Origin of the sequence: Micromonospora sp. NPDC050795, from assembly GCF_044456785.1 — a bacterium.
In the GTDB taxonomy this organism is placed as follows: Bacteria; Actinomycetota; Actinomycetes; order Mycobacteriales; family Micromonosporaceae; genus Micromonospora.
The window spans coordinates 37,581-59,862 of the sequence record NZ_JBITGE010000017.1 but is presented as its reverse complement, the minus strand read 5'-3'; the positions used below and the strand labels follow the sequence as shown (position 1 = coordinate 59,862).

Genomic DNA, 22,282 nt, shown 5'->3' with positions numbered 1-22,282 from the left:
GACGCACAAGCGCCCCGTACAGCCACCGAGCGGACACTGGCGCGGCGCCGACGGAGCTGGGCTTCGACGGCAGCGATGACGCGCTCGCTCAGGTGAGCAGCAGCACGCCGACCACGACCAGTGGCAGCCCGACAAAGAGGAAGACGCCGACCCCGGTGAGCACACGCCCACCGCCGGCCGTCTCCCGCTCCGGCGCGGCACCGAAGGTGGCGCGCGGGCCGAGCATGCCGATCCGACTCAGCGTCAGGTCGCCCGTCATGCCGATGAGCCCGCCCACCACCACCAACCCGATGCCCAGCCGAGCGGCGTAGTCACCGCCGGCGACCGCCACCCAGATCATCGCCGCCACCGCGACCAGCGCCCCGACCACCACGAACAACAGGACCGCTTCCCGCAGACCTCGCAAGACAGTCATCGCCGACCCCCGTCACCTGTCCGGCGCACATTGTTTCGCATCGCCCGGTCGCGGCGCTGCCCCGAAACCGACAGCGACCACCGGACACGGTTACCGTCGGCGGCGCCCGGGTAGGGGGGCCGCATGGCGGAACTGGCAACCCTCTGGATCGTCCGGCACGGCGAGAGCACCGCGAACGTCGCGGCGACGCACGCCGAGGCGTCGGGCGCGGAGCTGATCGACCTCACCCATCGCGACGCCGACGTGCCGCTCTCCGCGACCGGCGAGGAGCAGGCCCGGGCGACCGGCCGTTGGCTGGCCGAACTGCCGGACGCGAGGCGCCCGGATGTGGCGGTCGCGTCGCCGTACCTGCGCGCGGTGCAGACCTCGCGGCTGGCGCTGGCCGGCACCGACATACCCGTCCACCGCGACGAACGGCTGCGCGACCGGGAGCTGGGCATCCTCGACGGGCTGACCGGGCACGGGGTGCGCCGGCGGTACCCGGACGAGGCCGAACGTCGGGACCGGTTGGGCAAGTTCTACTACCGGCCGCCGGGCGGGGAGTCCTGGACGGATGTGGCGTTACGGCTACGGACGCTGCTGGGCGACCTGCGTCGTGACCACGACGGTTGCCGAGTGCTGCTCTTCGGCCACGACGCGCTGGTCTTCCTGCTTCGCTATCTGCTGGAGGGGTTGACCGAGGACGAGCTGATGGCGCTCACCCGGCAGGACGTGATCGCCAACTGTTCGATCACCGAGTGGTCGGCGGACGACGACGGCCGCCTTGCCCTCACCGCCTTCAACGATGTCGCGCACCTGCGTCAGCAGGGCGCCCAGCCGACCAGGGAGGACGAGATCCATGCCGAGCCGGTCTGAGGTAAAGGTGATCACCCCGGCGTTGCTGCGGGACTGGGCACTGCCCGTGCCGGTCGGCGGGAAGGAGAGCCGGGGCACCGTGCTGGTGGTCGGCGGTTCCCGCTTCACGCCGGGCGCGGTGCTGCTCGCCGGAGTGGCCGCCTTGCGCGCCGGTGCCGGGGTGCTCCAGTTGGCCGCCGCCGAGTCCACCGCCGCCGCGCTGAGCATCCAGGTGCCCGAGGCGCTGGTGGTCGGGCTGCCGGAGACCGCCGACGGCGCGGTGGCCGCCGACCGGGCCGGGCAACTCGGCGACCTGGTCGGGCAGGCCGACGTGGTGACACTCGGCCCCGGCCTGAAGGCGATCGACGAGACCAACCGTCTGCTGGCCCTGGTCCTGGCGGCGGCCCGCCCGGACACGTCGCTGGTCCTCGACGCGTACGCCCTCGGTGCGCTCAGCCACGCACCGGACCTGCTGGTCGGCTCGGGCCGGCCCGTGGTGCTCACGCCCAACGTCACCGAGGCCGGGCACCTGCTCGGGCGGGACCCGGGCGACGACCTGGACGCCGAGGCGGCCGAGTTGGCCGCCCGGTACGAGGCGGTCGTGTCGCTGTACGGGCACGTGGCCGCGCCGGACGGGCGGGGTTGGCGGGAGGAGAGCGGCGACGCCGGGCTGGGCACCTCCGGCAGCGGGGACGTGCTCGCCGGGCTGCTGGCGGGGCTGTTGTCCCGGGGTGCCGACCCGGCGCAGGCGGCCTGCTGGGGCTCGTTCGCGCACTCGGTGAGCGGCCAGCGGCTGATTCCCCGCTACGGCCGGATCGGCTTTCTGGCTCGGGAGCTGCTCGACGAGATCCCCCGCACCCTGGCGATGGTCTGATCGGACCCCGGCCCTTCGTCGAGCCTCGGCGGAGCTCCGCTGGAGGGCGGCCCGAACGGCCAGTAACGGCCCGGTAGGATCCTCCCGGGCCGTTACTGGCGCGTGGGGATGGAGAACCATCGGGGAGCGGCCTCGTCACGTGGACGTTTGCCGAGCGCCTGGGCCTTCCCGCACGTCTGTTGGAGGTCGCATGTCCCGCAACGCCGAGTCCACCGCATTCCGGAGCGCCCTCGAGGTGATCCGGGCTGTCGAGCCGCGGGTCGCCGACGCCATCGGCGCCGAGCTGACCGACCAGCGGGAGTCACTCAAGCTGATCGCCAGCGAAAATTACGCCTCCCCGGCGACCCTGCTGGCCATGGGCAACTGGTTCAGCGACAAGTACGCCGAGGGCACCGTCGGCCGCCGCTTCTACGCCGGCTGCCAGAACGTCGACACCGTCGAGGCGCTCGCCGCCGAGCACGCCCGGGAGCTGTTCGGCGCCGCGCACGCGTACGTGCAGCCACACTCGGGCATCGACGCCAACCTGGTCGCCTTCTGGGCGGTGCTGGCCGACCGGGTGGAGTCCCCCGCCCTGAAGAAGGCCCAGGTCCGCCAGGTCAACGACCTCACCGAGGCCGACTGGTTCGCGCTGCGCCGCGAGCTGGGCAACCAGCGGATGCTCGGCATGTCGCTGGACGCCGGCGGTCACCTCACCCACGGTTTCCGGCCGAACATCTCCGGCAAGATGTTCGACCAGCGCAGTTACGGCACCGATCCGGCGACCGGTCTGATCGACTACGACCGGGTGGCCGAGGCGGCCCGCGAGTTCAAGCCGCTGATCCTGGTGGGCGGCTACTCCGCGTACCCACGGAAGGTGAACTTCCGGATCCTGCGCGAGATCGCCGACTCCGTCGGCGCGACCTTCATGGTCGACATGGCGCACTTCGCGGGCCTGGTGGCCGGCAAGGTGTTCACCGGCGACTTCGACCCGGTGCCGCACGCGCACATCGTCACCACCACCACCCACAAGTCGCTGCGCGGCCCGCGCGGCGGCATGGTGCTCTGCCAGCCGGAGCTGGCCGACCAGGTGGACCGGGGCTGCCCGATGGTGCTCGGCGGGCCGCTGCCGCACGTGATGGCCGCCAAGGCGGTCGCGCTCGCCGAGGCCCGCCGGCCCGACTTCGCCGACTACGCCCAGCGGATCGTGGACAACTCGCAGGCCCTCGCCGAAGGGCTGTTGCGTCGGGGCGCGAAGCTCGTCACCGGTGGCACCGACAACCACCTGGTGCTGATCGACGTGTCCGGCTACGGGCTCACCGGGCGGCAGGCCGAGCAGGCCCTCCTCGACTCGGGCATCGTCACCAACCGCAACTCGGTCCCGCAGGACCCGAACGGCGCCTGGTACACCTCCGGCATCCGGATCGGCACCCCGGCGCTGACCACCCGGGGCCTGGGCACCGCCGAGATGGACCAGACCGCCGAGCTGATCCACACCGTGCTGACCCAGACCACCGCCGGCGCCAACACCGACGGCACCCCGTCGAAGGCGAAGTACACCCTGGACGCCGGCCTGGCCGACAAGATCGCCCGCCAGGCCACCGACCTGCTGGCCACGTACCCGCTCTACCCCGGCGTCGACCTGAGCTGACCCGACCGACTCGCGTCGATCATGGAGTTGTGGTGCCCGAATGAGGGCGGGTAGCGAATGTCGCCCACCACCACAGCTCCATGATCGACGCGGACGGGGGCGGACAGGGGCGGCGGGCCGGAGTCAGGCCATGGGGCGCTTGAGGTGGTAGCGGTGGACTTCGGTGCTGCCTTGGACGTTGTTGACGTCCTCGGCGGCGGAGACCAGCTCCCACCCCTCCCGGCCAGCGCGGTTGAGGTGCGCGATGGCGGTGTCGCCGAAGGCGGTGATGTCCTTGCGGGACCCGTCCGGCGCGTACCAGACGAACGAGACGTGAAAATTGCGGCCCTGTCCCTGATAGCGACGGACGAGCAGGGCGTACTCCCAGGCAACCATGCGGCTTATTATGACCGTCCACCGAGGACGGCGGCACGCGGGTCGTCGCGCATTGCCATCCGATGAACGCGGTGTGTCACCCCGCCCGGCGCGTCAACTCGTCGGTGATCAGCGCCGCGAGGCGATCCAGCCCGACGTCGATCTGCTCCGGTGTGACCGCGCTCACCGACAACCGCAACGCGCGCACCGGCGCGGAGTCGTCGTAGAAGTGCGCCATCGGCGTCCACAGCACCCCGTAGTCGCGCGCCGAGCGGTCCAGCAACGCGTCGTCGACCGGGAACGGCACGGTCACCACCACGAAGAACCCGCCGGCCGGCACCGTCCACCGCACCCCGGGCTGGTCCGGCTGGTCCGGCTGAGCCGGAAAGCGCCGGGTGAGGCCGGCCACCAGGTGGCGCAGATTCCTGGCGTACGCGGACCGCTCCCGGCTGTTGGCGGCCACCAGGCTGCATCCGTGCTCCAGCAGCCGGCCGCCGATCACCGCCTGCGCGATCGGTGACGTGTTCACGGTGACCATGCTCTTGATCATGGCGAGCTGGTCGGCGAGCGTGCCGACCGGCCCGCCCGGGCCGCCGACCCGCTGGTCGGCGACGACATAGCCGACGCGCGCCCCGGGGAGCACGGTCTTGGCGAACGAGCCGAGGTAGACGACCCGCCGGCCGGTGTCCAACGCCTTCAGGGTGGGCGGGCGCGGCCCGTCGTCGCTGTGGAACAGTCCGTACGGGTTGTCCTCCAGCAGCAGCAGATCCTCCTGCGCCGCCAGGTCCAGCAACCGTTGCCGGTGTGCGGTGTCGATACTGATGCCGGAGGGGTTGGCGAAGTCCGGCATCAGGTAGCAGGCGCGCGGCCGCAGCCCCGCGGCCCGGGCCCGGCGCACCTGGGCGGCCAGGTCGGCCAGGTCGACCCCGGTCGGCCCACCGGCGACCGGCCACACCGGCAGGTCCACCAGCCGGGCCGCCCCGGTCAGGCCGACGTAGGTCGGGGCGACCGCGAGCAGCACATCCGCCGGCCCGGCCCGCAACGCCCGCAGCACCAGGAACATGGCCTCCTGGCAGCCGACGGTCACCACCACGTCCTCCGGGTCGACGGTGATCCCCTCGTCGACGGCGAGGTTGCGGGCGATCAGGTGGTGCACGATGCCCTTGGTCCGGCCGTACTGCAGCAGCAGCCGCCGGGCCTGCTCGGGTCGGTGCCCCAGGTCGTCGACGAGGTGCCGGTGGAAGGTGTCCAGGTGCCGGTGCACCGCCGCGACGTCGAAGAACTCCTCGTACGGCCGGCCGGCCGCGAGGGACACCGCCGTCGGGTGACGCTCGGACACCTCGTTGAGGAAGTTCATCGAGGTCAGCGCCGGATCGCCCAGAGCGGGGTGCAGGTCGGCGACGGTCAGGTCGACCGGTTCGGCAGCGCTCATCCCCTCAGCCCACCCCGAGGGTGCGCAGCTGGCCGGCCGCCACCACGTCGGCGCAGCCGGCCAGGGTGAGCGCATCGGTCAGCTCGGCGGCGAGCAGCCCCAACGCGTCCCGGGCGGCCGGTTCGCCACCGACGGCAAGGGCCCAGAGCAGCGGTCGGCCGACCAGCACCCCGGCCGCACCCAACGCCAGCGCCCGCAGCACGTCGGTGCCGCAACGGATGCCGCTGTCCAGCAGCACCTGGCAGCCGTCCCCGACCGCGTCGACGACCTCCGGCAGCATGGTGACGCTCGCCGGTGAGCCGTCCAGTTGTCGCCCGCCGTGGTTGGAGACGACCACCGCGTCCGCGCCGACCCGTACCGCCTCGGTCGCGTCGCGCGGGTCCAGCAGCCCCTTGACCACCAGCGGCAGGTCGACCTGCTCGCGCAGCCACGCCAGGTCCGCCCAGCGCAGCGCCGGCGCGAACGACGCGGCGGTGTGCGCGGCGATCGCGGACACCCCGGGGGCGCCGGAGTGAGCCAACGCGTCTCGACCCTCGGGAAGGTTCGCGGCGACCACCTCGGCCGGCAGCCGGAACGCGTTGCGCAGGTCCCGGGGACGCCGGCCGAGCACCGGGACGTCCACTGTGACCACCAGCGCCCGGCAGCCGGCCGCGACGACCCGGTCCAGCAGGTCGCGGACGAGCGCCCGGTCACGCAGCCAGTAGAGCTGGAACCAGACGTCCGCCCCCGCCCGGGTGACCTGTTCGATGGGGGTGCTACCCAGCGTGCTGGCCAGGTACGGGATCCCGGCCGCGCCGGCCGCCGCGGCCAGAGCGAGCTCTCCGTCCGGGTGCACGAGCCGCTGGTACGCCATCGGCGCCACCCCGACCGGCATGGCGTACCGACGGCCGAGCAGGTGGGCGCCGAGGTCGACGGTGTCCACGCCGCGCAGCACCCGGGGCAGCACCGCGACCCGGTCCAACGCGCGACGGTTCGCGGCGAGGGTCACCTCCGACGCGCTGCCGCCGGCCAGGTAGTCCCACACGTCCGGCGGCAGCACGGCCCGGGCGCGCTCGGCGTAGTCGGCGAGCGACACGGCCGGCCGCTCGGCCAGCCCCCGCTCACCCATCGCCGGGCCCCGCCGCCGCCTCGTCGGCAACCTCGCTCGAGCCCGCCGCGGCCGGCAGTCCGAAGCGCTCGCGGAGGAAGGCCGCCGCGCTTTCCTGCGCGAGCCTCCCGTCGGTGAAGGTGCCCGGCATCGCGAAGAACCCGTGGATCATGCCGGCATAGTGCGCCAGCCGGGTGGGCACGCCGGCGTCGCGCAGCCGATCGGCATACCGCTGCCCTTCGGCGCACAGGGGATCCAGTTCGGCGGTGATCACCAGCGCCGGCGGCAACCCGGACAGGTCCTCGGCGAGCAGCGGCGAGGCCAGCGGGTCCCTCGCGTGGGCCGGGTCGACCAGGTAGTTCCTCCGGTACCAGACGACCGAACGGCGGTTGAACAGCGCCGGGTCCTCGTCCCCGGCCGGTTCCCCGCTCTGGTCGGTGTTCGGGTAGACCAGCAGTTGCGCGGCGAGCGGCGGCCCGTCCGTACGGCTGAGCAGGGTGACCGCGGCGGCCAGGTTCCCACCGGCGCTGTCCCCACCGACCGCCAGTCGGGTCGGGTCGGCGCCCAGCTCGTCGGCGTGCCGGGCGATCCACGAGGTGGCGGCGTGGCAGTCGTGCACCGCCGCCGGGAAGGGGTGCTCCGGTGCGAGGCGGTAGCCGACGGTGATCACCTGACAGGGCACGGCGTTGGCCAGCCGCCGGCAGATGCCGTCGGCGGTGTCGATGCTGCCGAGCGTCCACCCGCCGCCGAAGAAGTACAGCAGGGTGGGCAGTGGACCCGACCCGGCCGGTCGGTACACCCGCAGCGGCAGCTCCCCGGCGGGACCGGGGATCCGCTCGTCGCGTACCTCGGTCACCGGCTCGACCGCGCCGCTGCCGGCGCGGATCGCGGCCAGGTCCGCGGCACGCGCCTCGGAGAGGGTCTGTGAGTACAGCGGTGGGGTGCCGGCCGCGGCGCGGGCCGCCCGGTACGCGGCCACCTCCGGGTGTGCTGCCATGTCGCTCCTATCCGCCGGTGCTGACCAGCAGCTTGTCGATGCCACGCAGGAACAGGCTGCCGCTGAACGTCGGTGTCTCGGTGACCGTCAGCGCGGGGAACTTGGCGAACAGCCGGGGCAGCGCGAGGCGACCCTCCAACCGCGACACCGCCGCGCCGAGGCAGAAGTGCAGACCCACCCCGAAGGCCAGCGACGGCGGGCCGGGACGGGTCGGGTCGAAGGTGTCCGGGGCCGGGAAACGGGCCGGATCGCGGTTGGCCGCGCCGATCATGATCAGCACGTTGTCGTCAGCGGCGACCGGCACACCGTGCAGCACGGTGTCGGCCGGTGCGGCGCGGGCCAGGAAGTGCACAGGGCTCGCCAACCGCAGCACCTCGTCGACGCAGCCCTGCGCCAGCGTGGCGTCGGTGGGCAGCGCCGCGACCGTCCGCGGGTGGGCCAAGAGTAGCGGCAGCCCGTTGCTGAACATGTAGACGGTGGTGACGAAGCTGGCGTTGAACAGCACGATCAGGTTGCTGACCAACTCCTGCTCGGTCAGCTCCACCTCCCCGGAGTCGAGCGCCTCGACCAACGCGCTGAGCAGGTCGTCCCCGGGCAGCCGGCGGCGGTGCCCGATCAACTCCCGGTAGAAGGCCCGCAACTCCTGAGCGGCGGTGTTGGCCGCGGCCAGCCGCTGCGGGGTCTTCCCCGCCACGTCCAGGAATTCGTCGATCCACTCCACCCGCTCGCGGTACCACGGCAGATCGGCGGCCGGGATGCCGATGAACTCGGCCATCACCAGGGCCGGAATTGGGTACGCGAAGTCGGCCACGAAGTCGACCACGCCGTCCCCGGCGTCCGCCATCCGGTCCAGCAGCTCGTCGACCACGCGCAGGATCACCGGTTCCAGCGCGCCGAGCCGGCGCGGCGTGAAGGTGCGGGAGAAGACGTGCCGCATCCGGGTGTGATCGGGCGGGTTGACGAACATCATCGAGGTCTGGAAGGTCCGCAGGATCTCCTGCTCCTCCCAGCCCGGCGGCGGCTGTTTCGTCCATTCCGGATCGCGCAGCAACCCGTCGACGAGGTCGTAGCCGACCGCGACCGCGGCCACCGTACGGTGCTCGGCGCGCGCCGGTACCGCGCTGATCGGGCCGAGCCGGTGCAGGTCCGCGTACCACGGGTACGGGTCCTGTCTGCCCTGCTCGCTGTACAGGCCGGTGAGTAACTCCCCTACCTCCATGATCGAACTCCTCCCCAGGATGTCGGTGACCGGGGGCGGCGGGGATCACCCGCCACCCCCGGTCCGGATCACAGGTCGAGCAGCCGCAGCGGCACGGCGTCTGCCAACGCCTGGTTGCCGGCGTCGTTCGGGTGGATGTGGTCCCCCGAGTCGTACGCGGGCAGCAACTGGCTGGGCCGTGCCGGGTCGCGCAGCACCCGGTCGAAGTCGAGCAGCCCGTCGAACTCCCTGCTGCCGCGCAGGTACGCGTTCACCGCCTGGCGGGTGGCCTCCTTCTGCGGCGTCCACACACCCGGCGCGCCGTGCCCCTCGTACGGGGTCAGCGTGGCCACCAGACTGGTCAGCCCGCGCTGCTGGAGCTGCTGGTTGATCTGCCGCAGCGTGCCGATGATCGCCTCGGGTGAGTCGTTCGACATCCAGATGTCGTTGATGCCCAGGTGGGTGACGACGGTACGCACCCCGGTCTGGCCGAACACGTCCTCGTTGAGCCGGGCCGCCGCGTTCGGGCCGAGCTGGTAGTAGCCCGGGTAGTTGCCGTCGCCCGGCTCGGTGCCCTCGTGGTTGAGCCGGTTGCCGGCCAGGCTCAGGTTGAGCACACCCGGGGTGCGCTTGTCCGGCCGGTCGGCGAGCAACCGGTCGGAGAGCAGGTCGGGCCAGCGCCGGTTGGCGTTGACGGTGCTGCCGTTGCCGTCACCGATGGAGTCGCTGAGCACGACCAGCGCGCCGGGGCTGCCCTTGCGTTGCACGTCGACGCCGGAGAGGAAGAACCAGCAGCAGGTGGGACGGGTGGTGAAGCCGGTGCCCTCGGCCGCCCCGGTCAGATCCCCGGCGCCGATGAAGTTGGCCTGCTGGGACTGCCCGTGGAACGTGGTCGGGCCGGTCGGCGTCGGGAAGTGCAGGGTGACCACCAGGTCGCTGTCGTCGGCGACCGGGAAGGCCAGCGGGTCGCTGAGCAGTTCGGCGCCCCGGTTCATGGTCGCCGTGGTCGCACCGGTGAAGCTCAACGGACGTACCGAGGCCGCGTCGATGTCGGAGAGGTCGTCCGGTGTCGCGGTGTTCGGCCGGGCGACGGTGGCGCGACCGACGGTGACCGCCTGCTCGCCGTAGAGGTTGCTCAGACGGACCCGCAGCGCCGGGCCGCCCACGGAGACGTGCACGATCATCCGGACGCTCTGGTTGTTGAGGCCGGTGTTCGTCAGCCCGACCGAGTTGCCCCGGGTGACCGCGGTGGCCCAACTTCCCGCCCACTCGGCGCGGGAGTCGGGTCGGCCGGCGGCGGTGCCGGACGGACCGGCGCTGGCGACGACGGCGGGTGCGCCGGCGACCAACAGCGCGGCCGCAGCGGCGATGACAGGCCATCTCTTCGGGGTTGCCGTTGCCATGGAACCTCCATCGTGTGGCAGCCCAGGGCCGTCCGCTGACGGCGCCCGCCTGGACGATGGTCCAGAAACCTAGCCGCCGCCGCTGACGGGCGTCAATCAACCTGATCGACGCGATCAAATGTCCGGCGGGCCGTTCGGATCGCCCGTCGGCACGGTTCCGACCAGCCGTTTCGCGCCTAGGCTTCCAGGCGGCGGCGGTGCGGTCGCCAACCGCGCCACCGTCGCGTCGTCTCCGGGAACTGCCCGGGGACCGCCGCTTTTTCTCAGATGGGGGCTGCCGGATGACTGACGGACCCGGGCACACCACTACCTACGTGGACAGGGTGTTGGACCTCTTCGCCGAATTCGGCGACCGGGAGGCGCTTGTCGGCGCCGGTCGCCGACTCACCTACACCGAGGCCGCCGCGCTGGTCCGGGCGATGGCCGCGACGGCGACCCGGCACGGCGTACGGCCCGGGTCGGCGGTGCTGGTGACGGTCGCGAACGCGGTGGAGGGTCCGCTGCTACAGCTCGCCCTGCATCTGCTCGGCTGCCGGACGATGTGGGTCGCCCCGGTGACCGCGCGCCGGGAGGTCGACGAGTTCATCCGGTTGGCCCGCCCGGACGCCCTGGTCTACGACGCCCGGGACCGGGCCAGTCTGGGCCCGGAACTGGCCGCCGCGCTGCCCGGCACCCCGGTGTGCTGTCTGGGCTCGGGCGGCACCGGGCCCGATCTCACGGCCGACGCCGACGTGACGGGCCTGCCGGCGTCGGTGCCGGCACCCGAGTCGTTCCTGCAGACCAGTGGCACCACCGGCAGCCCGAAGCTGGTGCACCACCGGGAGAGTTTCTACGCCCAGATCCTCGCCCTGGCCGCCGACTTCCGCGCCGCCGGGTTCCCGTTGCTGCGACACCTGTCGCACTCGCCGATGTGGCTGGCCAGCGGGCAGATCACCACACTGTTCAACCTGTTCACCGGCGGGGTGCTGTTCCTGCGCGACGACTGGGACCCGGTGGCCTTCGTGGACACCGTGCAACGGGAGCGGATCAACTCGACCTTCGTCACGCCGCCGATGCTCTACGAGGTGCTGGACCACCCGGCGCTGGTCGGCGCGGACTTCTCCGCCATGTTCATGTTCAACGTGGGCGCCGGGCCCGCGGCGCCCGCCCGGCTGCGCCAGGCCATCGCCCGGTTCGGCCCGGTGCTGCGCATCGTGTACGGCCTCAGCGAGGCGGTCGTGATCACCGCGCTGCCCGGGCTGACCGACGATCCGGAGCACCCGGAACGGTTGCGCTCCTGCGGGAGGCCCTACGGCGACGTCCGCGTCGAGATCCGCGATGACGATGGCGCGGTGCTGCCGACGGGCCGCGACGGCGAGGTGTGGGTACGGACCCGACTGAGCTTCGCCGGCTACCACGGTCAGCCGGAGCTGACCGCTCAGACGCTCGTCGACGGGTGGGTGCGGACCCGCGACATCGGCCACCTCGACGACGACGGCTACCTCTACCTCGTCGACCGGGCACACGACATGATCGTCACGCATCGCCGGAACTGGGCGATCTTCTGCCGTCCCATTGAGGACGTGCTGGTCGGGCACCCTCAGGTACGGGCCGCCGCCGTCATCGGGGTGCCGGACGAGACGGTCGGCGAGGTGCCGCACGCGTACGTGGTGCTCGGGCCGGGCGCCACGGTCACCGGGGCGGAGCTGATCGACCTGGTGACCGTCGAACTCAACGAGATGTGGGCGCCGGCCACTGTGGAGGTCCTCGACCGGCTGCCGGTCAACCGGTCGATGAAGGTGGACAAGCGGGCGCTGCGCGCGCGGTACGCGGCCCGTCGGGCGGCGGCGGTCGGGGCGTGACCCCCCGCCGGCAACTGGTCGTCCTGGTCAGCGCGGACCTGATCTCCAACCTGGGCACCCGCATCTCGGTGGTGACCATTCCGTGGCTGGTGCTGGTCACCACCGGCAGCCCCACCAAGATGGGTCTGGTCGCGTTCGCCGAGACCCTGCCGTACCTGCTGTCCAGCGCGTTGGGCACACCCTGGGCGGACCGGATCGGCCTGCGCCGTACCTCGATCCTCTGCGACGCGGGCAGCGCGGTGGTGATGGTCGTCGTGGCGCTGACCCCGTGGTTGGGCTTCGTTCCGCTGGTGGCGCTCGTCGCGGTGGCCGGCGCGCTGCGGGGCATCGGGGACCGGGTGAAACACGTGATGTTCCGGCCGGTCGCGGAGGCCGCCGGAGTGCCGCTGATCCGCCTGACCTCCGCGTACGACGGGCTCAGCCGGGTGGTGACACTGTTCGGCGCCGCGGTGGGCGGCCTGCTGATCGCCGTTTTCGGGGTGACCGAGGCGATCCTCATCGACGCGGCCAGCTTCGGGGTCTGCGCGCTGCTCATCGGCGTCCTGGTCCGTCCGCCGGCCGCCCCGACGCAACCCACCCAACCGGAGAGGTACCTGCGCGCCCTGCGGGGTGGCTTCAGTTACCTGGGCCGGGACCGGCCGCTGCTCGGCATGCTCGGCGTCATCTCGGCGCTGAACATGGTGGCCAACGCCAGCGTGGCCGTCTACATCCCGGTCTGGGTCGCCCGGGAGCTTCCCGGCCCGAGCGGTCTCGGCCTGGTGTTGGCGGCGTTCTCGGCGGGCGCGCTGCTGGGCAACCTGGTGTTCACCGCGCTCGGGCCCCGGCTGCCCCGGCGGCTGACGTTCCTGGTCGGCGCGCTGGTCGCCGGCACGCCCCGGTTGGTGGCGCTGGCGATCAGCGACGAGCTGCCGGTGGTGCTCGTGGTGACGTTCCTGTCCGGAATCGGCATCGCGGCGGTCAACCCGCTGCTCGGGGTGGCGCTCTACGAGCGGGTGCCGCCGGAGTTGCAGACCCGGGTGATCGGCATCGCCGGTTCGTTGGCGTTCGTCGGTCTGCCGGTCGGCGCGCTGCTCGGCGGCTGGTCGGTGGACGCGCTGGGATTCACCCCGGCCCTGCTGACCATGGCGGCGGCGTGCCTGGTGGTCACCGCGTACCCGCTGCTGAGCAGGGCCCCCGGCCCGGAGACACCGGTGCGGCCCACTCCCGCCACCACCCGGTAAACCCCGTTGCGGAGCCCGCCCGGCTGCCGCAGGCTCGGGCCGATGAACGGACAGCTCACCGACGGCGTGCCGGTGACCGACGCCGCCACGGCCGACCGGATCGACACGGCCCTGGTCCGCCGACTGGTGGCCGAGCAGTTTCCCCGGTGGGCGGAGCTGCCGATCCGCCCGGTCGAGGTCGGCGGCTGGGACAACCGCACCTCCCATCTGGGCGAGGAGATGACCGTCCGGCTGCCCAGCGGCGCGGGGTACGCCCTGGCCCACTGAGCGCGTGCCGGTCGAGGCCTCGTCAGCGCTCGGCCGGGGCCGGGGTGGCGTGCTCGGTGCGACAGCGGGGGCAGCGCAGGCGTGTACCGGTGGCCGTCGGCGGCACCCGTAGCTTCTGACCGCAGCCGCAGGTCAGCACCGGAGCCGACGCCCGTAGGTATTCGTCGCGCTCCCGGCGCGGCCACCGACCGTGACAGCGGGCGCACCACTTCGGTGGGTAGCTGTGGTAGTGGGCCAGGCCGAACGCGCCCGCGATCATCAATGTGACGGGGACCAGCAGGCCCAGCGGCGCGAGCAGCGCGGTCAGCAACCCGCCGACACCGTCCGACACCAGCACGGCGACCACGGAGAGCACCACCACCGGCACACCCAGCAGGGTGAACCCGAAACCCCAGGCGAAGGCCAGCAGGGACGGCAGGAACATCCACATGCCGGCGGGCGCCCACCGACGGACTCCGTACCCGCCGCAACGGGGGCAGTTCGGCGACGCCCGGTGCGGCACCGACCGCAGCGCCTTCGGCGTCAGCCACTCGACAAGCCGTTTGACGATCTCCTCGACCAGCTTCGCCGCGAGGGCCTGCAGGAACGACTCGATGGCCCCCACCTCCTCCGGGCAGCGGGCCTGCCATCAACCCGACCGGCCGGCCGGCCCACCGACCATCGTGCGCGATCGGCGCCACCATCCGATTCCAGCGCGCCGACAGCGCCGCGCGACCGACGCCGATCCGACAGCGGGGTGTGTTCGTCGGACGTTCCGCTGATCGCCGCTCGCGCGTCGGCCGGGTCGGCTACCGTCGGCGCCCTGCAAACCAGGAGGCCGCCGCGTATGACGTCGTCACCCACCCGCCGCCGCACCGCGGAGGTCGTCGCCGTGCGCCGGATCGGCGACAGCGCGCCGCACAGCGCGTTCACCGACCTCGTCCGGTACGCCGGAAGCTGGTTCTGCGCCTTCCGGGAGGCCCGCACCCACCTCAGCGACGACGGCGTGATCCGGATACTGACGTCGACCGACGGCCGGTCCTGGACCTCCGCGACGGTCATCGCGCAGCCCGGTGCCGACCTGCGCGACCCCCGCTTCGTGGCGCGCCCCGACGGGCGGCTGCAACTGCTCGCGGCGGCCGCCACCGGCGCGGCCAGCAAGACGTTCCAGACGGTGACCTGGCTCAGCACCGACGGGCACACCTGGGGTGATCCGACCCCGGTGGGCGAGCCGGGCGTCTGGGTGTGGCGGGCGGCCTGGCACGACGAGGCGATGTACGGCGTCGGCTACGCCACCCGGGAGCCGAGGTTCGCCCGGCTCTACCGCAGCACGGACGGGGTGGACCTGCGGCAGTGGGTGCCGACGCTGTTCGCTGACGGGTACCCCAACGAGTGCGGCCTGGTCTTCGCGCCGGACGGTACCGCCCTGTGCCTGCTGCGGCGGGACGCGGCCACCGCGAGCGCGCAGCTCGGCCGGGCCGTGCCGCCGTACCGGGACTGGACCTGGACGGATCTGGGCGTCCAGGTGGGTGGGCCGGCGCTGCTCCGCCTGCCCGACGGGCTGCTGCTGGCCGGGGTGCGCCTGCACGACGGCGAGGTCCGCACCGCGATCTGCGTCGTCGATGCGGACCGGGGCGAGCTGACCGAGCTGGTGGCGCTGCCGTCCGGTGGCGACACCAGCTACCCCGGGCTGGTCTGGCACGACGACCTGCTGTGGGTGAGCTACTACTCGTCGCACGAGGGGAAGACCTGTGTCTACCTGGCCGAGGTCAGCCTGACCGGCTGAGCCTGGCCCGGCAGCCCGGCGGTCGGCTAGCGTGCCGGCATGCCATCGACGCTCACCGAATCGACGGACCCGTACTGTCTGCGCCCCGGGGAGGCCACCGAACTGCTGGACGGGCACCCGTGGCGGCGGTTCGTGGCGCTCGGCGACAGCGTCGTGGAGGGCATGTGTGAGCCGACACCGGGCTACCCGGACGTGCAGTGGGTCGACCGGGTCGCCGCCGAGCTGACCGCCGTGCGCCCCGAGCTGGCGTACCGGAATCTGGGTCGACGCGGGCTGCGCGCGCACCAGGTGCGGGCCACCCAGCTCGCCGCGGCGCTGGCCTTCGCACCGGACCTGGCGCTTGTCGTCTGCGGCGGCAACGACGCCTTCCACCCGGCGTACGACGCGGAGGCGGTGGACGCCGAGCTGACCGCGTTGATCGTCGCGTTGCGCGAGGTGGGCGCGGACGTGATCACAGTGGGCATGTTCGACGTCTCACACAGCCCGGCGGTGCCCGCGCACCTCCGGCCCGGCCTGGGCGACAGGATGCGCCGCCTGTCTGCGCACACGGCGAACCTGGCCGAGCGACTGAACACGATCCACGTGCACCTGACCGACCATCCCCTGACGGCCGACCCCAGCCTCTACAGCACTGACGGCCGCCACGGCAGCGCCCGCAGCGACGCCATAGCCACCGCCCAAACCCTGCGCGCTCTCTCCCCCCACCGGCTCCCCCACCGGCTCCCTCCATCCCGGTGATCATGAGGTTGGCGAGGCCAGGGGCGACTCAGAGCCACGCCAACCTCATGATCAACCCGGGGGCCGGGGGGCCGGGGGCGGGGGGCGGTCTTCAGTCGGTCAGGAGGATTCCGGTCAGGAGGACGCCGTGGGCCAGGTTGAGGATGCCGTCGCAGCCGGGGTAGCCGACCCGGGCCAGGCCGCCGGAGGCGTGCCGGCCGAACAGGTACGGGGCCAGGGAGTACGGGACGTCGGCGGTGACCGTCTCACCCGTCTCGATCTGGACGAAGTCCATCGACACCCGGTCGGTCGGCAGGTACTCCTGGAGGATGGCGCCGCCCTGGTCGACGGCGGCCCGCACACCGTCGGCCCAGTCCGCAGCGCTCAGCTCCGGGCCGAGCAGGACACCGTACCCGGCCGAACCGTCGGCCGGCTTCGCCACCAGCGTGGCCTGCTCGGCGACGGCCCGGTCCAGCACCGCAGCGGTCAACGGCACCGTGTACGGCACGTGCCGGCGGATCAGCGCCTGGTCGTCGGCGGGTAGCCCGTCCACGTCCTCCCACAGCCAGGCGAACGTGGTCTTGTTGCCGAGCAGCCAGGCCGCCGCCGACACGAACATCGGTAGGGTGCCGGCGGCGAGGGCCAGGGCCACCGCGTCCAGGCCCGCGGTCGGGGTGACCCGGTTGGGCACGAACAGCCGGAACAGCGCGTCGACAGGCGCGCCGTCGACGACCAGGCGGTTGTCGGCGTCCAGGGTGGCGGTGGACACCGGGGCGATGACCAGGTCGATGCCGAAGTCCCGGGCCCGTACGGCGAGGGGGTCGAGGATCCGGATGAACGTCTGCGGGTCGTCGAGGCCCGGGTAGTCACCGTCGAAGTCCATCAACAGCGCCACCCGGGCGCCCTCGGGCAGCCGCAGCTCCTCGCGGATCGCCACGAACCGCTGGTCCAGCAGCGACGGCGCGGCCCGCACCGGCAGGTCGTCGAGGATGCCGTGCTTCCGGTACAGGCCCTCGTACCGCTGGATGACGGTGTCGGCGTCGAACCCGCCACCGAGGCTGCTGTCGATGTTGTACTCGACGAACTTCGGCACGCCGGCGGAGAAGATGACGTCCGGGCGGTACGCGGCCAGCAGCGCCTCGGTCAGCGGCTCGGCCTCGTCCAGCAGCCGGGTCTCCCCCGCCGGTACGCCGAGCAGCCGGCGCAGCTCACCGGCGGTGTCGGCCCGCCGGCGGCAGGCGTCGAGGATGAGCTGGGCCAGCCGGTCGCAGACCTCGTTGAGCTGCCGCCAGGCGTCGGCGGTGAGCACCGGGGGCCGGGCCAACCGCCACTGCTTGTTGTACGTCGCCCGACCGTGGAAGACCTGCTCCCAGGCCGCCGCCCCGCTTGCCACCATGGCTCGACGGGCCGGCGCCGGCAGGTCGTTCCAGGCCCGGTCGGCCGCCGGCCACGGGTAGTTCGGATCAGTCATGAGCCGTCCTTCATCGTGAGGTGGATCGCGGTGGCGAGCTGGTCGCGGCCGGGCTGGACGGCCCGGTCCAGTGCCGGGGCGAACGGCAGCACCGCCCCGTCCGGGCGGGTGACCCGGCGGGGCGGGGCGAGCAGCCGGACCCGCTCCACCACCGAGGTGATGATCTCGGCGGCCATACCGCAGGAACGGTTGCCGTCGTCGAGCACCACGAGGCGTCCGGTGCGGGCCACCGACTCGGTGAGGCCGTCGATGTCGAACGGGTACAGGGTGCGCGGGTCGAACACCTCCACCGAGACCTGGTCGGCCAGCTCCTCGGCGACGGCCAGCGCGTCGTGCACCAGGTGCCCGATCGCGACCACTGTCACGTCGTCGCCGAAACGGTGGATCCGCCCCCGGCCCAGCGGCACCGGCGTCAGGTCGTCGACGTCGTCACGCACGTCCATCGCGCCGGCCGGCGCGAACACCACCACCGGGTCGTCGTGGCGGATCGCGGTGACCAGCAGCCCGTACGCGTCGGCCGGGGTGGCCGGCACGACGGTGACCACGCCGACGTGGGCGAAGAGGCTGTACGGGTGGTCGGAGTGCTGCCCCGCCCACCCGGTACGCGAGCCGGACCCGGGCACCAGGTAGGTGACGGGAACGCGGCACTGCCCGCCGGTCATCAACGGGAACTTGTGCGCGTGGTTGACGATCTGTTCGAAGACCAGGAACAGCAGCGACGGGATCTGGAACTCGATCACCGGGCGCAGCCCGGCCAGCGCCGCCCCGGTGGCGAAGCTGGTGAACGCCTGCTCCGACAGGGGGGTGTCGCGGACCCGTTCGGTGCCGAACCGCTTGGCCAGCCCGGTGGTCACCAGCGACGCCCCGACCTGGACGTCCTCGCCGAGCAGGAACACCGCCTCGTCGCGGGCCAACTCGTCGCCAAGGGCCCTCGTCAGCGCCCGGCGGTACGACAGTCGGGGCACCTCAGCCACCTCCGGTGCGGGCGGTCATGCCGCTGGCGTACAGGTAGGTCAACGCGTCGGCCGGGTCGGGTTGCGGGCTGTCCAGGGCGAACCGCACCGCCGCGTCGAGGGTCGCCTCGACCTCGGCGTCCACGGCGGCGCGGTCGGTGTCGGTGAGGCGTTCACCCTGGATGGCCACCGGGTCCCGGGCCCGACCACGGGTCACCTCGTCGGGTGGCCGGTAGTCGAGGCGTACCGCGTGTTCGAAGGTGTGGTGCACGTCGAAGCGGTAGGTCCGGGCCTCGATCAGCTCGGGGCCGCCGCCGGCGCGCATCCGGTCGACGGCGGCGCACGCGGCGACGCGTACCGTCTCGGGGTCCTGGCCGTCGACTCCGACGGCCGGGATGTCGAACGCGGCGGCCCGGCCGGCGATTTTGCCGGCCACCGCGCCGGCCACCGGCATGGTGGTCGCGTAACCGTTGTTCTCGCAGACGAACAGCACCGGCACCCGCCAGAGCGCGGCCAGGTTCAACGCCTCCAGCAGCATCCCCTCGTTGACCGCGCCGTCGCCGAAGAAGCTCACCCCGACGGTGTCACGGCCCCGGCGGCGGTGGGCCCAGACCGCACCCGTGATGATCGCCCCCGAGGCGCCGACGATCGCGTTGGCCCCGAGCACGCCGATACTCAGGTCGGCGGCGTGCATCGAACCGCCCCGGCCGGCGTTGAGGCCGGTGACCCGACCGCACAGCTCGGCGAGCATCCGGGCCGGGTCGGCCCCGCGGGCCAGGACGTGCCCGTGCCCACGGTGGGTGCCGGCGAGCACGTCGTCGGCGCCCAACGCGGCGCAGACGCCGGCGGCGATCCCCTCCTGACCGAGGTAAGGGTGGATGCCGCCGACGATCTGCCCGCCGCGGACCATCTCCACCGCCCGTTCCTCGAACCGGCGGATCAGCCGGACCGTGCGGTAGAGCCGGACCGGGTCGGCGTCGGTCACACGGGCCCCTTGATGGCGGCCAGGATGTCGTCCCAGAGCCTTGCCCGGGCGGCGAGGGCGGTGTTGACGGTGTCGGCGCACTCCTGCCACTTGGTGTCGTCGTCGCCGCACAGGTCGGCGAGCATCTGCATGGCCATCGGGGTGTGCTGTTCGCCGTCGACCTCGATGTGCCGCTCCAGGTAGTCGACGAAGGTGTGCAGCCGGTTGCTGACCTCGTTGACCGAGACGACCTGGGTGAACATGTCCGGGATCAGGTCCTCCCGGCCGAACGCGAACGCCGCCGCCTGGCAGTGCACCGGGGTGGACTCGATGATCTGCCAGGTGGTCGCGGCGAACCTCGCCGACGCGGCCGGCACTCCGGCCTCGGCGAGCGCCTCGGTGACCGGTCGGCCGGCGCGCAGCAGGTCGATGAGCGCGTTCACCGCCGTGGTGTCCGCGCCGGCCTCGGCCATGCCCCGCACGTACAGCTCGAAGTGGCTGATGTAGCCACCGCCCAGCTCGTCGCTCTCCTCGACCATGACGATGTCGTTGATGAGGCGGCGGCTGCCGGTCGGGCCGGTCGGGATCCACGGCACCGTGACACAGGTCAGTTGCCGTTGCAGCGACTTCAGCAGGGACATGAAGTCCCACACCGCGAAGACGTGGTGCTGCATGAACGTGACCAGCGCCTCGTGGGTGTCGAGGTTGGCGTAGAGCGGGTGCTTGACCACGGCGTCGCGCCGGTCGGTCACCGCCCGCTCCAACCGCTCGATGCCCGGGTGCGTCTTACCCCAGTCGTAGCGTGACATGTCAGCCTCCCTGCTGGGCGCGGTGGCGCCAGATGACCGGGCAGTAATCGGGGTCCGCGTAGTCCGGCCGCCCGTCGGGGGTGCGGCGGACCAGCACGTCGTGGTTGTACGAGGCGAGCGTGCCGTCGGAGAGCGGATACTCCCGCCAGGCGTTGTCGCCGTCCTGCAGGTGCAGCGAGATCGCCTGTCGGGGGCGACCGCTGACGTTGGGGCCACTGCCGTGGTAGGTGCGGCAGTGGTGGAAGCTCACGTGTCCCTTGGGGATCACCATCGGGATCTTGCGGATCTCCGCGCCGTTGTACGCGGCGTTCTCGGCCAGCATCTCCTCCAGTTGGCTGCGGTCCCGGTCGGCGAAGTGCCGCACCACCGTGTCGTCCGCGCCGATCTCCTTCCACCGGTGCGAACCGTCGACCATCGTGATGGTGCCCATCTCCTCCCCGCAGTCGTGGAAGGGGATGAACGCGGTCAGCATCTTCTCCGACGACGAGGACGCCCAGTAGTGCTTGTCGAAGTGCCAGGGCACGATGTTGCTCGGCTCGCCGGAGATCGGCGGCTTGTAGATCAGCGTGGACTGGAAGACCCGGATCTCGTCGGCTCGGGCGAGCCGGGCGGCGACCGCGCCGAGCAGCGGTTTGCGCAGAATCGCGCCGAGCCCGTCGTGCTCGTGGTGGACGTAGTCGTTGTGCCGCTGCACCGGCCCTCTGGACGGCTCCCAGTAGGCCAGCTTCGGTGGGCGTACCGGCAGCCGCCGGTCCCGCTCCCCGTCGTAGTAGCGCTGCGTGGCGGCGGCGAGGGCGTCCACCTCGTCGTCGGTGAACACCTTCCTCGACAGGTACCAGCCGTGCTCGGCGTAGTGCCGCACGTCGTCGTCGGACGGCAGCAGCGCCTGCTCCTCGGCGGTCAACGTCGGCTCGTACCCCGTCGCGGTCATGCCCCCACCCCCTGTGGTGTGGCCACCGCGGTGGCCAGTTCCCGCTCCTTGGCCTCGTAGAGGGCCTTGATGTTGCCGCTGCCGAAGCCGCGCGCGCCGCGTCGCTCGATCAGTTCCAGGAAGAGCGTGCGACGCACGTGCATCGACTCGGCGAAGATCTGCAGCAGCTGGCCGTCGTGGTCGGAGTCGACGAGAACACCCAGCTCGCGCAGCCGGTGCAGTGGGGCGTCGATCTGACCCACCCGCGCCTCCAGGGCGTCGTAGTAGCTGGCGGGGGTGCCGGCGAAGCGCACCCCGCGCCGGCCCAGCGCCTCGACCGCGCCGACGATGTCGTCGGTGCGCAGCCCCAGGTGCTGCACTCCCCCACCGGCGTGCTGGTCGAGGAACGCGTCGATCTGCCCGGGTCGCCGGTTGCGGTCCGGTTCGAGCAGCACCACAGTGACCCGCCCCGACGGGCTCTGCACCACCTTGGAGTTCATGCCCTGTCCGTCGACCTCGATGTGCTCCTCGAAGATCTGCGCGAAGTCGAACAGCGCCTCGAAGTGCCGGACCGTCTCGTCGAGCTGGCCGGGCGGTACGCAGACCGCCAGGTGGTCGATCTCGGCGAGCACCGGCGGGTGGCCGTCCGTCGTGGACGTCGCCGCGGTGATGGCGCCGGGCAGGAACTCGTTCCCCTCGCCCCGGCGCTGCACCAGCCGGTGCCGCACGTCGGCGAAGCCGTCCACCTCGGCGGTCACCACCTCGGCGTCCGCGCCGGTGCGGGTGGTCGGCGGCGTCACCCCGGTCGCGCCCCGACCCACCAGCTCGGCGTACGCGGCCGGCACGTCGTCGACCTCGACGGCGACGACACCGATGCCGTCACCGTGGCGTTGCACGTACCGCGACGCGGGATGCTCGGCGCTCAGCCCGGAGGTGAGCAGCAACCGGATGTCGCCGTGGCAGAGCAGCAGCGAGCGTTGCCCCGCCAGCCCGGTCTCCGGACCACCCTGGCCACAGATCTCGAAGCCGACGGCGGTGCTGAAGTAGAAGGCCGCCTGTCGGGCGTCCCCCACGTAGAGTTCGATGTGGTCGATACCACGGATGTCCATGTCGCCTGAAACCCTTCCCACCCGATTCCCCCTGT

General features: G+C 72.4%; 22 protein-coding genes and 1 riboswitch. Of the genes, 8 read left to right on the top strand and 14 right to left on the bottom strand.

What is annotated here, in order from left to right:
- Positions 1-88 precede the first annotated feature (88 nt).
- On the bottom strand, positions 89-415 hold the full coding sequence (locus ACIBEF_RS17040) for a hypothetical protein (RefSeq protein WP_396794225.1): 327 nt from the start codon (positions 413-415) through the stop codon (positions 89-91).
- A gap of 123 nt (positions 416-538) precedes the next feature.
- Between ACIBEF_RS17040 and ACIBEF_RS17035 the strand changes: the two genes are divergently transcribed.
- The 3 genes from ACIBEF_RS17035 to ACIBEF_RS17025 all read left to right on the top strand — a co-directional run bounded on the left by ACIBEF_RS17035 (position 539) and on the right by ACIBEF_RS17025 (position 3,750).
- A complete protein-coding gene (locus tag ACIBEF_RS17035; RefSeq protein WP_396794224.1) occupies positions 539-1,270 on the top strand; it encodes a histidine phosphatase family protein in 732 nt (243 codons plus the stop codon).
- Positions 1,254-2,123 (top strand): NAD(P)H-hydrate dehydratase, encoded by an 870-nt coding sequence (locus tag ACIBEF_RS17030; RefSeq protein ID WP_396794223.1) that lies wholly within the window; start codon positions 1,254-1,256, stop codon positions 2,121-2,123. The genes ACIBEF_RS17035 and ACIBEF_RS17030 overlap by 17 nt, the downstream gene beginning before the upstream one ends.
- Positions 2,124-2,204: 81 nt before the next feature.
- A riboswitch (ZMP/ZTP riboswitch) is annotated at positions 2,205-2,294 on the top strand.
- A 19-nt stretch (positions 2,295-2,313) separates the two neighbouring features.
- Entirely contained in the window at positions 2,314-3,750 is a 1,437-nt protein-coding gene (locus ACIBEF_RS17025; protein WP_396794222.1) for a glycine hydroxymethyltransferase, read from the top strand.
- 123 nt (positions 3,751-3,873) lie between these two features.
- Here ACIBEF_RS17025 and ACIBEF_RS17020 read toward each other — a convergent pair whose 3' ends face one another.
- The 6 genes from ACIBEF_RS17020 to ACIBEF_RS16995 all read right to left on the bottom strand — a co-directional run bounded on the left by ACIBEF_RS17020 (position 3,874) and on the right by ACIBEF_RS16995 (position 10,188).
- On the bottom strand, positions 3,874-4,134 hold the full coding sequence (locus tag ACIBEF_RS17020; RefSeq protein ID WP_357205073.1) for a hypothetical protein: 261 nt from the start codon (positions 4,132-4,134) through the stop codon (positions 3,874-3,876).
- 67 nt (positions 4,135-4,201) lie between these two features.
- On the bottom strand, positions 4,202-5,536 hold the full coding sequence (locus tag ACIBEF_RS17015; RefSeq protein ID WP_396794221.1) for a PLP-dependent aminotransferase family protein: 1,335 nt from the start codon (positions 5,534-5,536) through the stop codon (positions 4,202-4,204).
- A 4-nt stretch (positions 5,537-5,540) separates the two neighbouring features.
- Entirely contained in the window at positions 5,541-6,644 is a 1,104-nt protein-coding gene (locus ACIBEF_RS17010) for an alpha-hydroxy acid oxidase (RefSeq protein ID WP_396794220.1), read from the bottom strand.
- Positions 6,637-7,620 (bottom strand): alpha/beta hydrolase, encoded by a 984-nt coding sequence (locus ACIBEF_RS17005; RefSeq protein ID WP_396794219.1) that lies wholly within the window; start codon positions 7,618-7,620, stop codon positions 6,637-6,639. Before ACIBEF_RS17005 ends, ACIBEF_RS17010 begins: the two co-directional genes overlap by 8 nt.
- Before the next feature lie 7 nt (positions 7,621-7,627).
- The gene (locus ACIBEF_RS17000; protein ID WP_396794218.1) at positions 7,628-8,839 is read right to left on the bottom strand and encodes a cytochrome P450; all 1,212 of its coding nucleotides are present in this window, start codon (positions 8,837-8,839) and stop codon (positions 7,628-7,630) included.
- 68 nt (positions 8,840-8,907) lie between these two features.
- Positions 8,908-10,188, bottom strand: coding sequence for an SGNH/GDSL hydrolase family protein (locus ACIBEF_RS16995; RefSeq protein WP_396794286.1), 1,281 nt, complete (start codon positions 10,186-10,188; stop codon positions 8,908-8,910).
- A gap of 314 nt (positions 10,189-10,502) precedes the next feature.
- On the opposite strand from ACIBEF_RS16995, the gene ACIBEF_RS16990 reads away from it, so the two are divergent.
- From ACIBEF_RS16990 to ACIBEF_RS16980, 3 genes are read left to right on the top strand one after another with little or no spacing between them, the layout of a single operon-like run.
- On the top strand, positions 10,503-12,062 hold the full coding sequence (locus ACIBEF_RS16990; RefSeq protein WP_396794217.1) for an AMP-binding protein: 1,560 nt from the start codon (positions 10,503-10,505) through the stop codon (positions 12,060-12,062).
- Positions 12,059-13,282 carry an MFS transporter gene (locus tag ACIBEF_RS16985; protein WP_396794216.1) on the top strand — a complete coding sequence of 408 codons (1,224 nt, stop codon included), beginning with the start codon at positions 12,059-12,061 and terminating at the stop codon, positions 13,280-13,282. Before ACIBEF_RS16990 ends, ACIBEF_RS16985 begins: the two co-directional genes overlap by 4 nt.
- A 42-nt stretch (positions 13,283-13,324) precedes the next feature.
- The gene (locus tag ACIBEF_RS16980; RefSeq protein WP_396794215.1) at positions 13,325-13,549 is read left to right on the top strand and encodes a hypothetical protein; all 225 of its coding nucleotides are present in this window, start codon (positions 13,325-13,327) and stop codon (positions 13,547-13,549) included.
- 22 nt (positions 13,550-13,571) lie between these two features.
- Here the strand turns inward: ACIBEF_RS16980 and ACIBEF_RS16975 are convergent, their stop codons facing one another.
- Positions 13,572-14,153 (bottom strand): hypothetical protein, encoded by a 582-nt coding sequence (locus tag ACIBEF_RS16975; RefSeq protein ID WP_396794214.1) that lies wholly within the window; start codon positions 14,151-14,153, stop codon positions 13,572-13,574.
- Between the two features lie 222 nt (positions 14,154-14,375).
- Here ACIBEF_RS16975 and ACIBEF_RS16970 point away from each other — a divergent pair, with 222 nt between their 5' ends.
- Both ACIBEF_RS16970 and ACIBEF_RS16965 read left to right on the top strand, forming a co-directional pair.
- Positions 14,376-15,314 carry a sialidase family protein gene (locus ACIBEF_RS16970; protein WP_396794213.1) on the top strand — a complete coding sequence of 313 codons (939 nt, stop codon included), beginning with the start codon at positions 14,376-14,378 and terminating at the stop codon, positions 15,312-15,314.
- Between the two features lie 39 nt (positions 15,315-15,353).
- Entirely contained in the window at positions 15,354-16,052 is a 699-nt protein-coding gene (locus ACIBEF_RS16965) for an SGNH/GDSL hydrolase family protein (protein ID WP_396794212.1), read from the top strand.
- Positions 16,053-16,143: 91 nt separating this feature from the next.
- Here the strand turns inward: ACIBEF_RS16965 and ACIBEF_RS16960 are convergent, their stop codons facing one another.
- Genes ACIBEF_RS16960 through hppD form a run of 6 tightly spaced genes read right to left on the bottom strand, consistent with a single transcriptional unit; the run spans position 16,144 to position 22,247 of the window.
- Positions 16,144-17,502, bottom strand: a complete 1,359-nt coding sequence (locus ACIBEF_RS16960; protein ID WP_396794211.1) for a hypothetical protein — start codon at positions 17,500-17,502, stop codon at positions 16,144-16,146.
- Positions 17,499-18,467 carry a transketolase C-terminal domain-containing protein gene (locus ACIBEF_RS16955; RefSeq protein ID WP_357197494.1) on the bottom strand — a complete coding sequence of 323 codons (969 nt, stop codon included), beginning with the start codon at positions 18,465-18,467 and terminating at the stop codon, positions 17,499-17,501. Before ACIBEF_RS16955 ends, ACIBEF_RS16960 begins: the two co-directional genes overlap by 4 nt.
- Before the next feature lies 1 nt (position 18,468).
- Positions 18,469-19,440 carry a thiamine pyrophosphate-dependent dehydrogenase E1 component subunit alpha gene (locus ACIBEF_RS16950; protein ID WP_396794210.1) on the bottom strand — a complete coding sequence of 324 codons (972 nt, stop codon included), beginning with the start codon at positions 19,438-19,440 and terminating at the stop codon, positions 18,469-18,471.
- On the bottom strand, positions 19,437-20,228 hold the full coding sequence (locus ACIBEF_RS16945; protein WP_396794209.1) for a DUF3050 domain-containing protein: 792 nt from the start codon (positions 20,226-20,228) through the stop codon (positions 19,437-19,439). Before ACIBEF_RS16945 ends, ACIBEF_RS16950 begins: the two co-directional genes overlap by 4 nt.
- 1 nt (position 20,229) lies before the next feature.
- Positions 20,230-21,159 carry a phytanoyl-CoA dioxygenase family protein gene (locus tag ACIBEF_RS16940; RefSeq protein ID WP_396794208.1) on the bottom strand — a complete coding sequence of 310 codons (930 nt, stop codon included), beginning with the start codon at positions 21,157-21,159 and terminating at the stop codon, positions 20,230-20,232.
- Complete coding sequence (gene hppD, locus ACIBEF_RS16935) at positions 21,156-22,247, bottom strand: 4-hydroxyphenylpyruvate dioxygenase (protein ID WP_396794207.1); 1,092 nt, start codon at positions 22,245-22,247, stop codon at positions 21,156-21,158. The genes ACIBEF_RS16940 and hppD overlap by 4 nt, the downstream gene beginning before the upstream one ends.
- Positions 22,248-22,282: the final 35 nt, after the last annotated feature.

Bases quoted from the DNA above. Each gene is read 5' to 3' on its own strand.
- ACIBEF_RS17040 (WP_396794225.1), bottom strand. From the start codon at position 415: ATGACTGTCTTGCGAGGTCTGCGGGAAGCGGTCCTGTTGTTCGTGGTG.
- ACIBEF_RS17035 (WP_396794224.1), top strand. From the start codon at position 539: ATGGCGGAACTGGCAACCCTCTGGATCGTCCGGCACGGCGAGAGCACC.
- ACIBEF_RS17030 (WP_396794223.1), top strand. From the start codon at position 1,254: ATGCCGAGCCGGTCTGAGGTAAAGGTGATCACCCCGGCGTTGCTGCGG.
- ACIBEF_RS17025 (WP_396794222.1), top strand. From the start codon at position 2,314: ATGTCCCGCAACGCCGAGTCCACCGCATTCCGGAGCGCCCTCGAGGTG.
- ACIBEF_RS17015 (WP_396794221.1), bottom strand. From the start codon at position 5,536: ATGAGCGCTGCCGAACCGGTCGACCTGACCGTCGCCGACCTGCACCCC.
- ACIBEF_RS17010 (WP_396794220.1), bottom strand. From the start codon at position 6,644: ATGGGTGAGCGGGGGCTGGCCGAGCGGCCGGCCGTGTCGCTCGCCGAC.
- ACIBEF_RS17005 (WP_396794219.1), bottom strand. From the start codon at position 7,620: ATGGCAGCACACCCGGAGGTGGCCGCGTACCGGGCGGCCCGCGCCGCG.
- ACIBEF_RS17000 (WP_396794218.1), bottom strand. From the start codon at position 8,839: ATGGAGGTAGGGGAGTTACTCACCGGCCTGTACAGCGAGCAGGGCAGA.
- ACIBEF_RS16990 (WP_396794217.1), top strand. From the start codon at position 10,503: ATGACTGACGGACCCGGGCACACCACTACCTACGTGGACAGGGTGTTG.
- ACIBEF_RS16980 (WP_396794215.1), top strand. From the start codon at position 13,325: ATGAACGGACAGCTCACCGACGGCGTGCCGGTGACCGACGCCGCCACG.
- ACIBEF_RS16970 (WP_396794213.1), top strand. From the start codon at position 14,376: ATGACGTCGTCACCCACCCGCCGCCGCACCGCGGAGGTCGTCGCCGTG.
- ACIBEF_RS16965 (WP_396794212.1), top strand. From the start codon at position 15,354: ATGCCATCGACGCTCACCGAATCGACGGACCCGTACTGTCTGCGCCCC.
- ACIBEF_RS16960 (WP_396794211.1), bottom strand. From the start codon at position 17,502: ATGACTGATCCGAACTACCCGTGGCCGGCGGCCGACCGGGCCTGGAAC.
- ACIBEF_RS16945 (WP_396794209.1), bottom strand. From the start codon at position 20,228: ATGTCACGCTACGACTGGGGTAAGACGCACCCGGGCATCGAGCGGTTG.
- ACIBEF_RS16940 (WP_396794208.1), bottom strand. From the start codon at position 21,159: ATGACCGCGACGGGGTACGAGCCGACGTTGACCGCCGAGGAGCAGGCG.
- hppD (WP_396794207.1), bottom strand. From the start codon at position 22,247: ATGGACATCCGTGGTATCGACCACATCGAACTCTACGTGGGGGACGCC.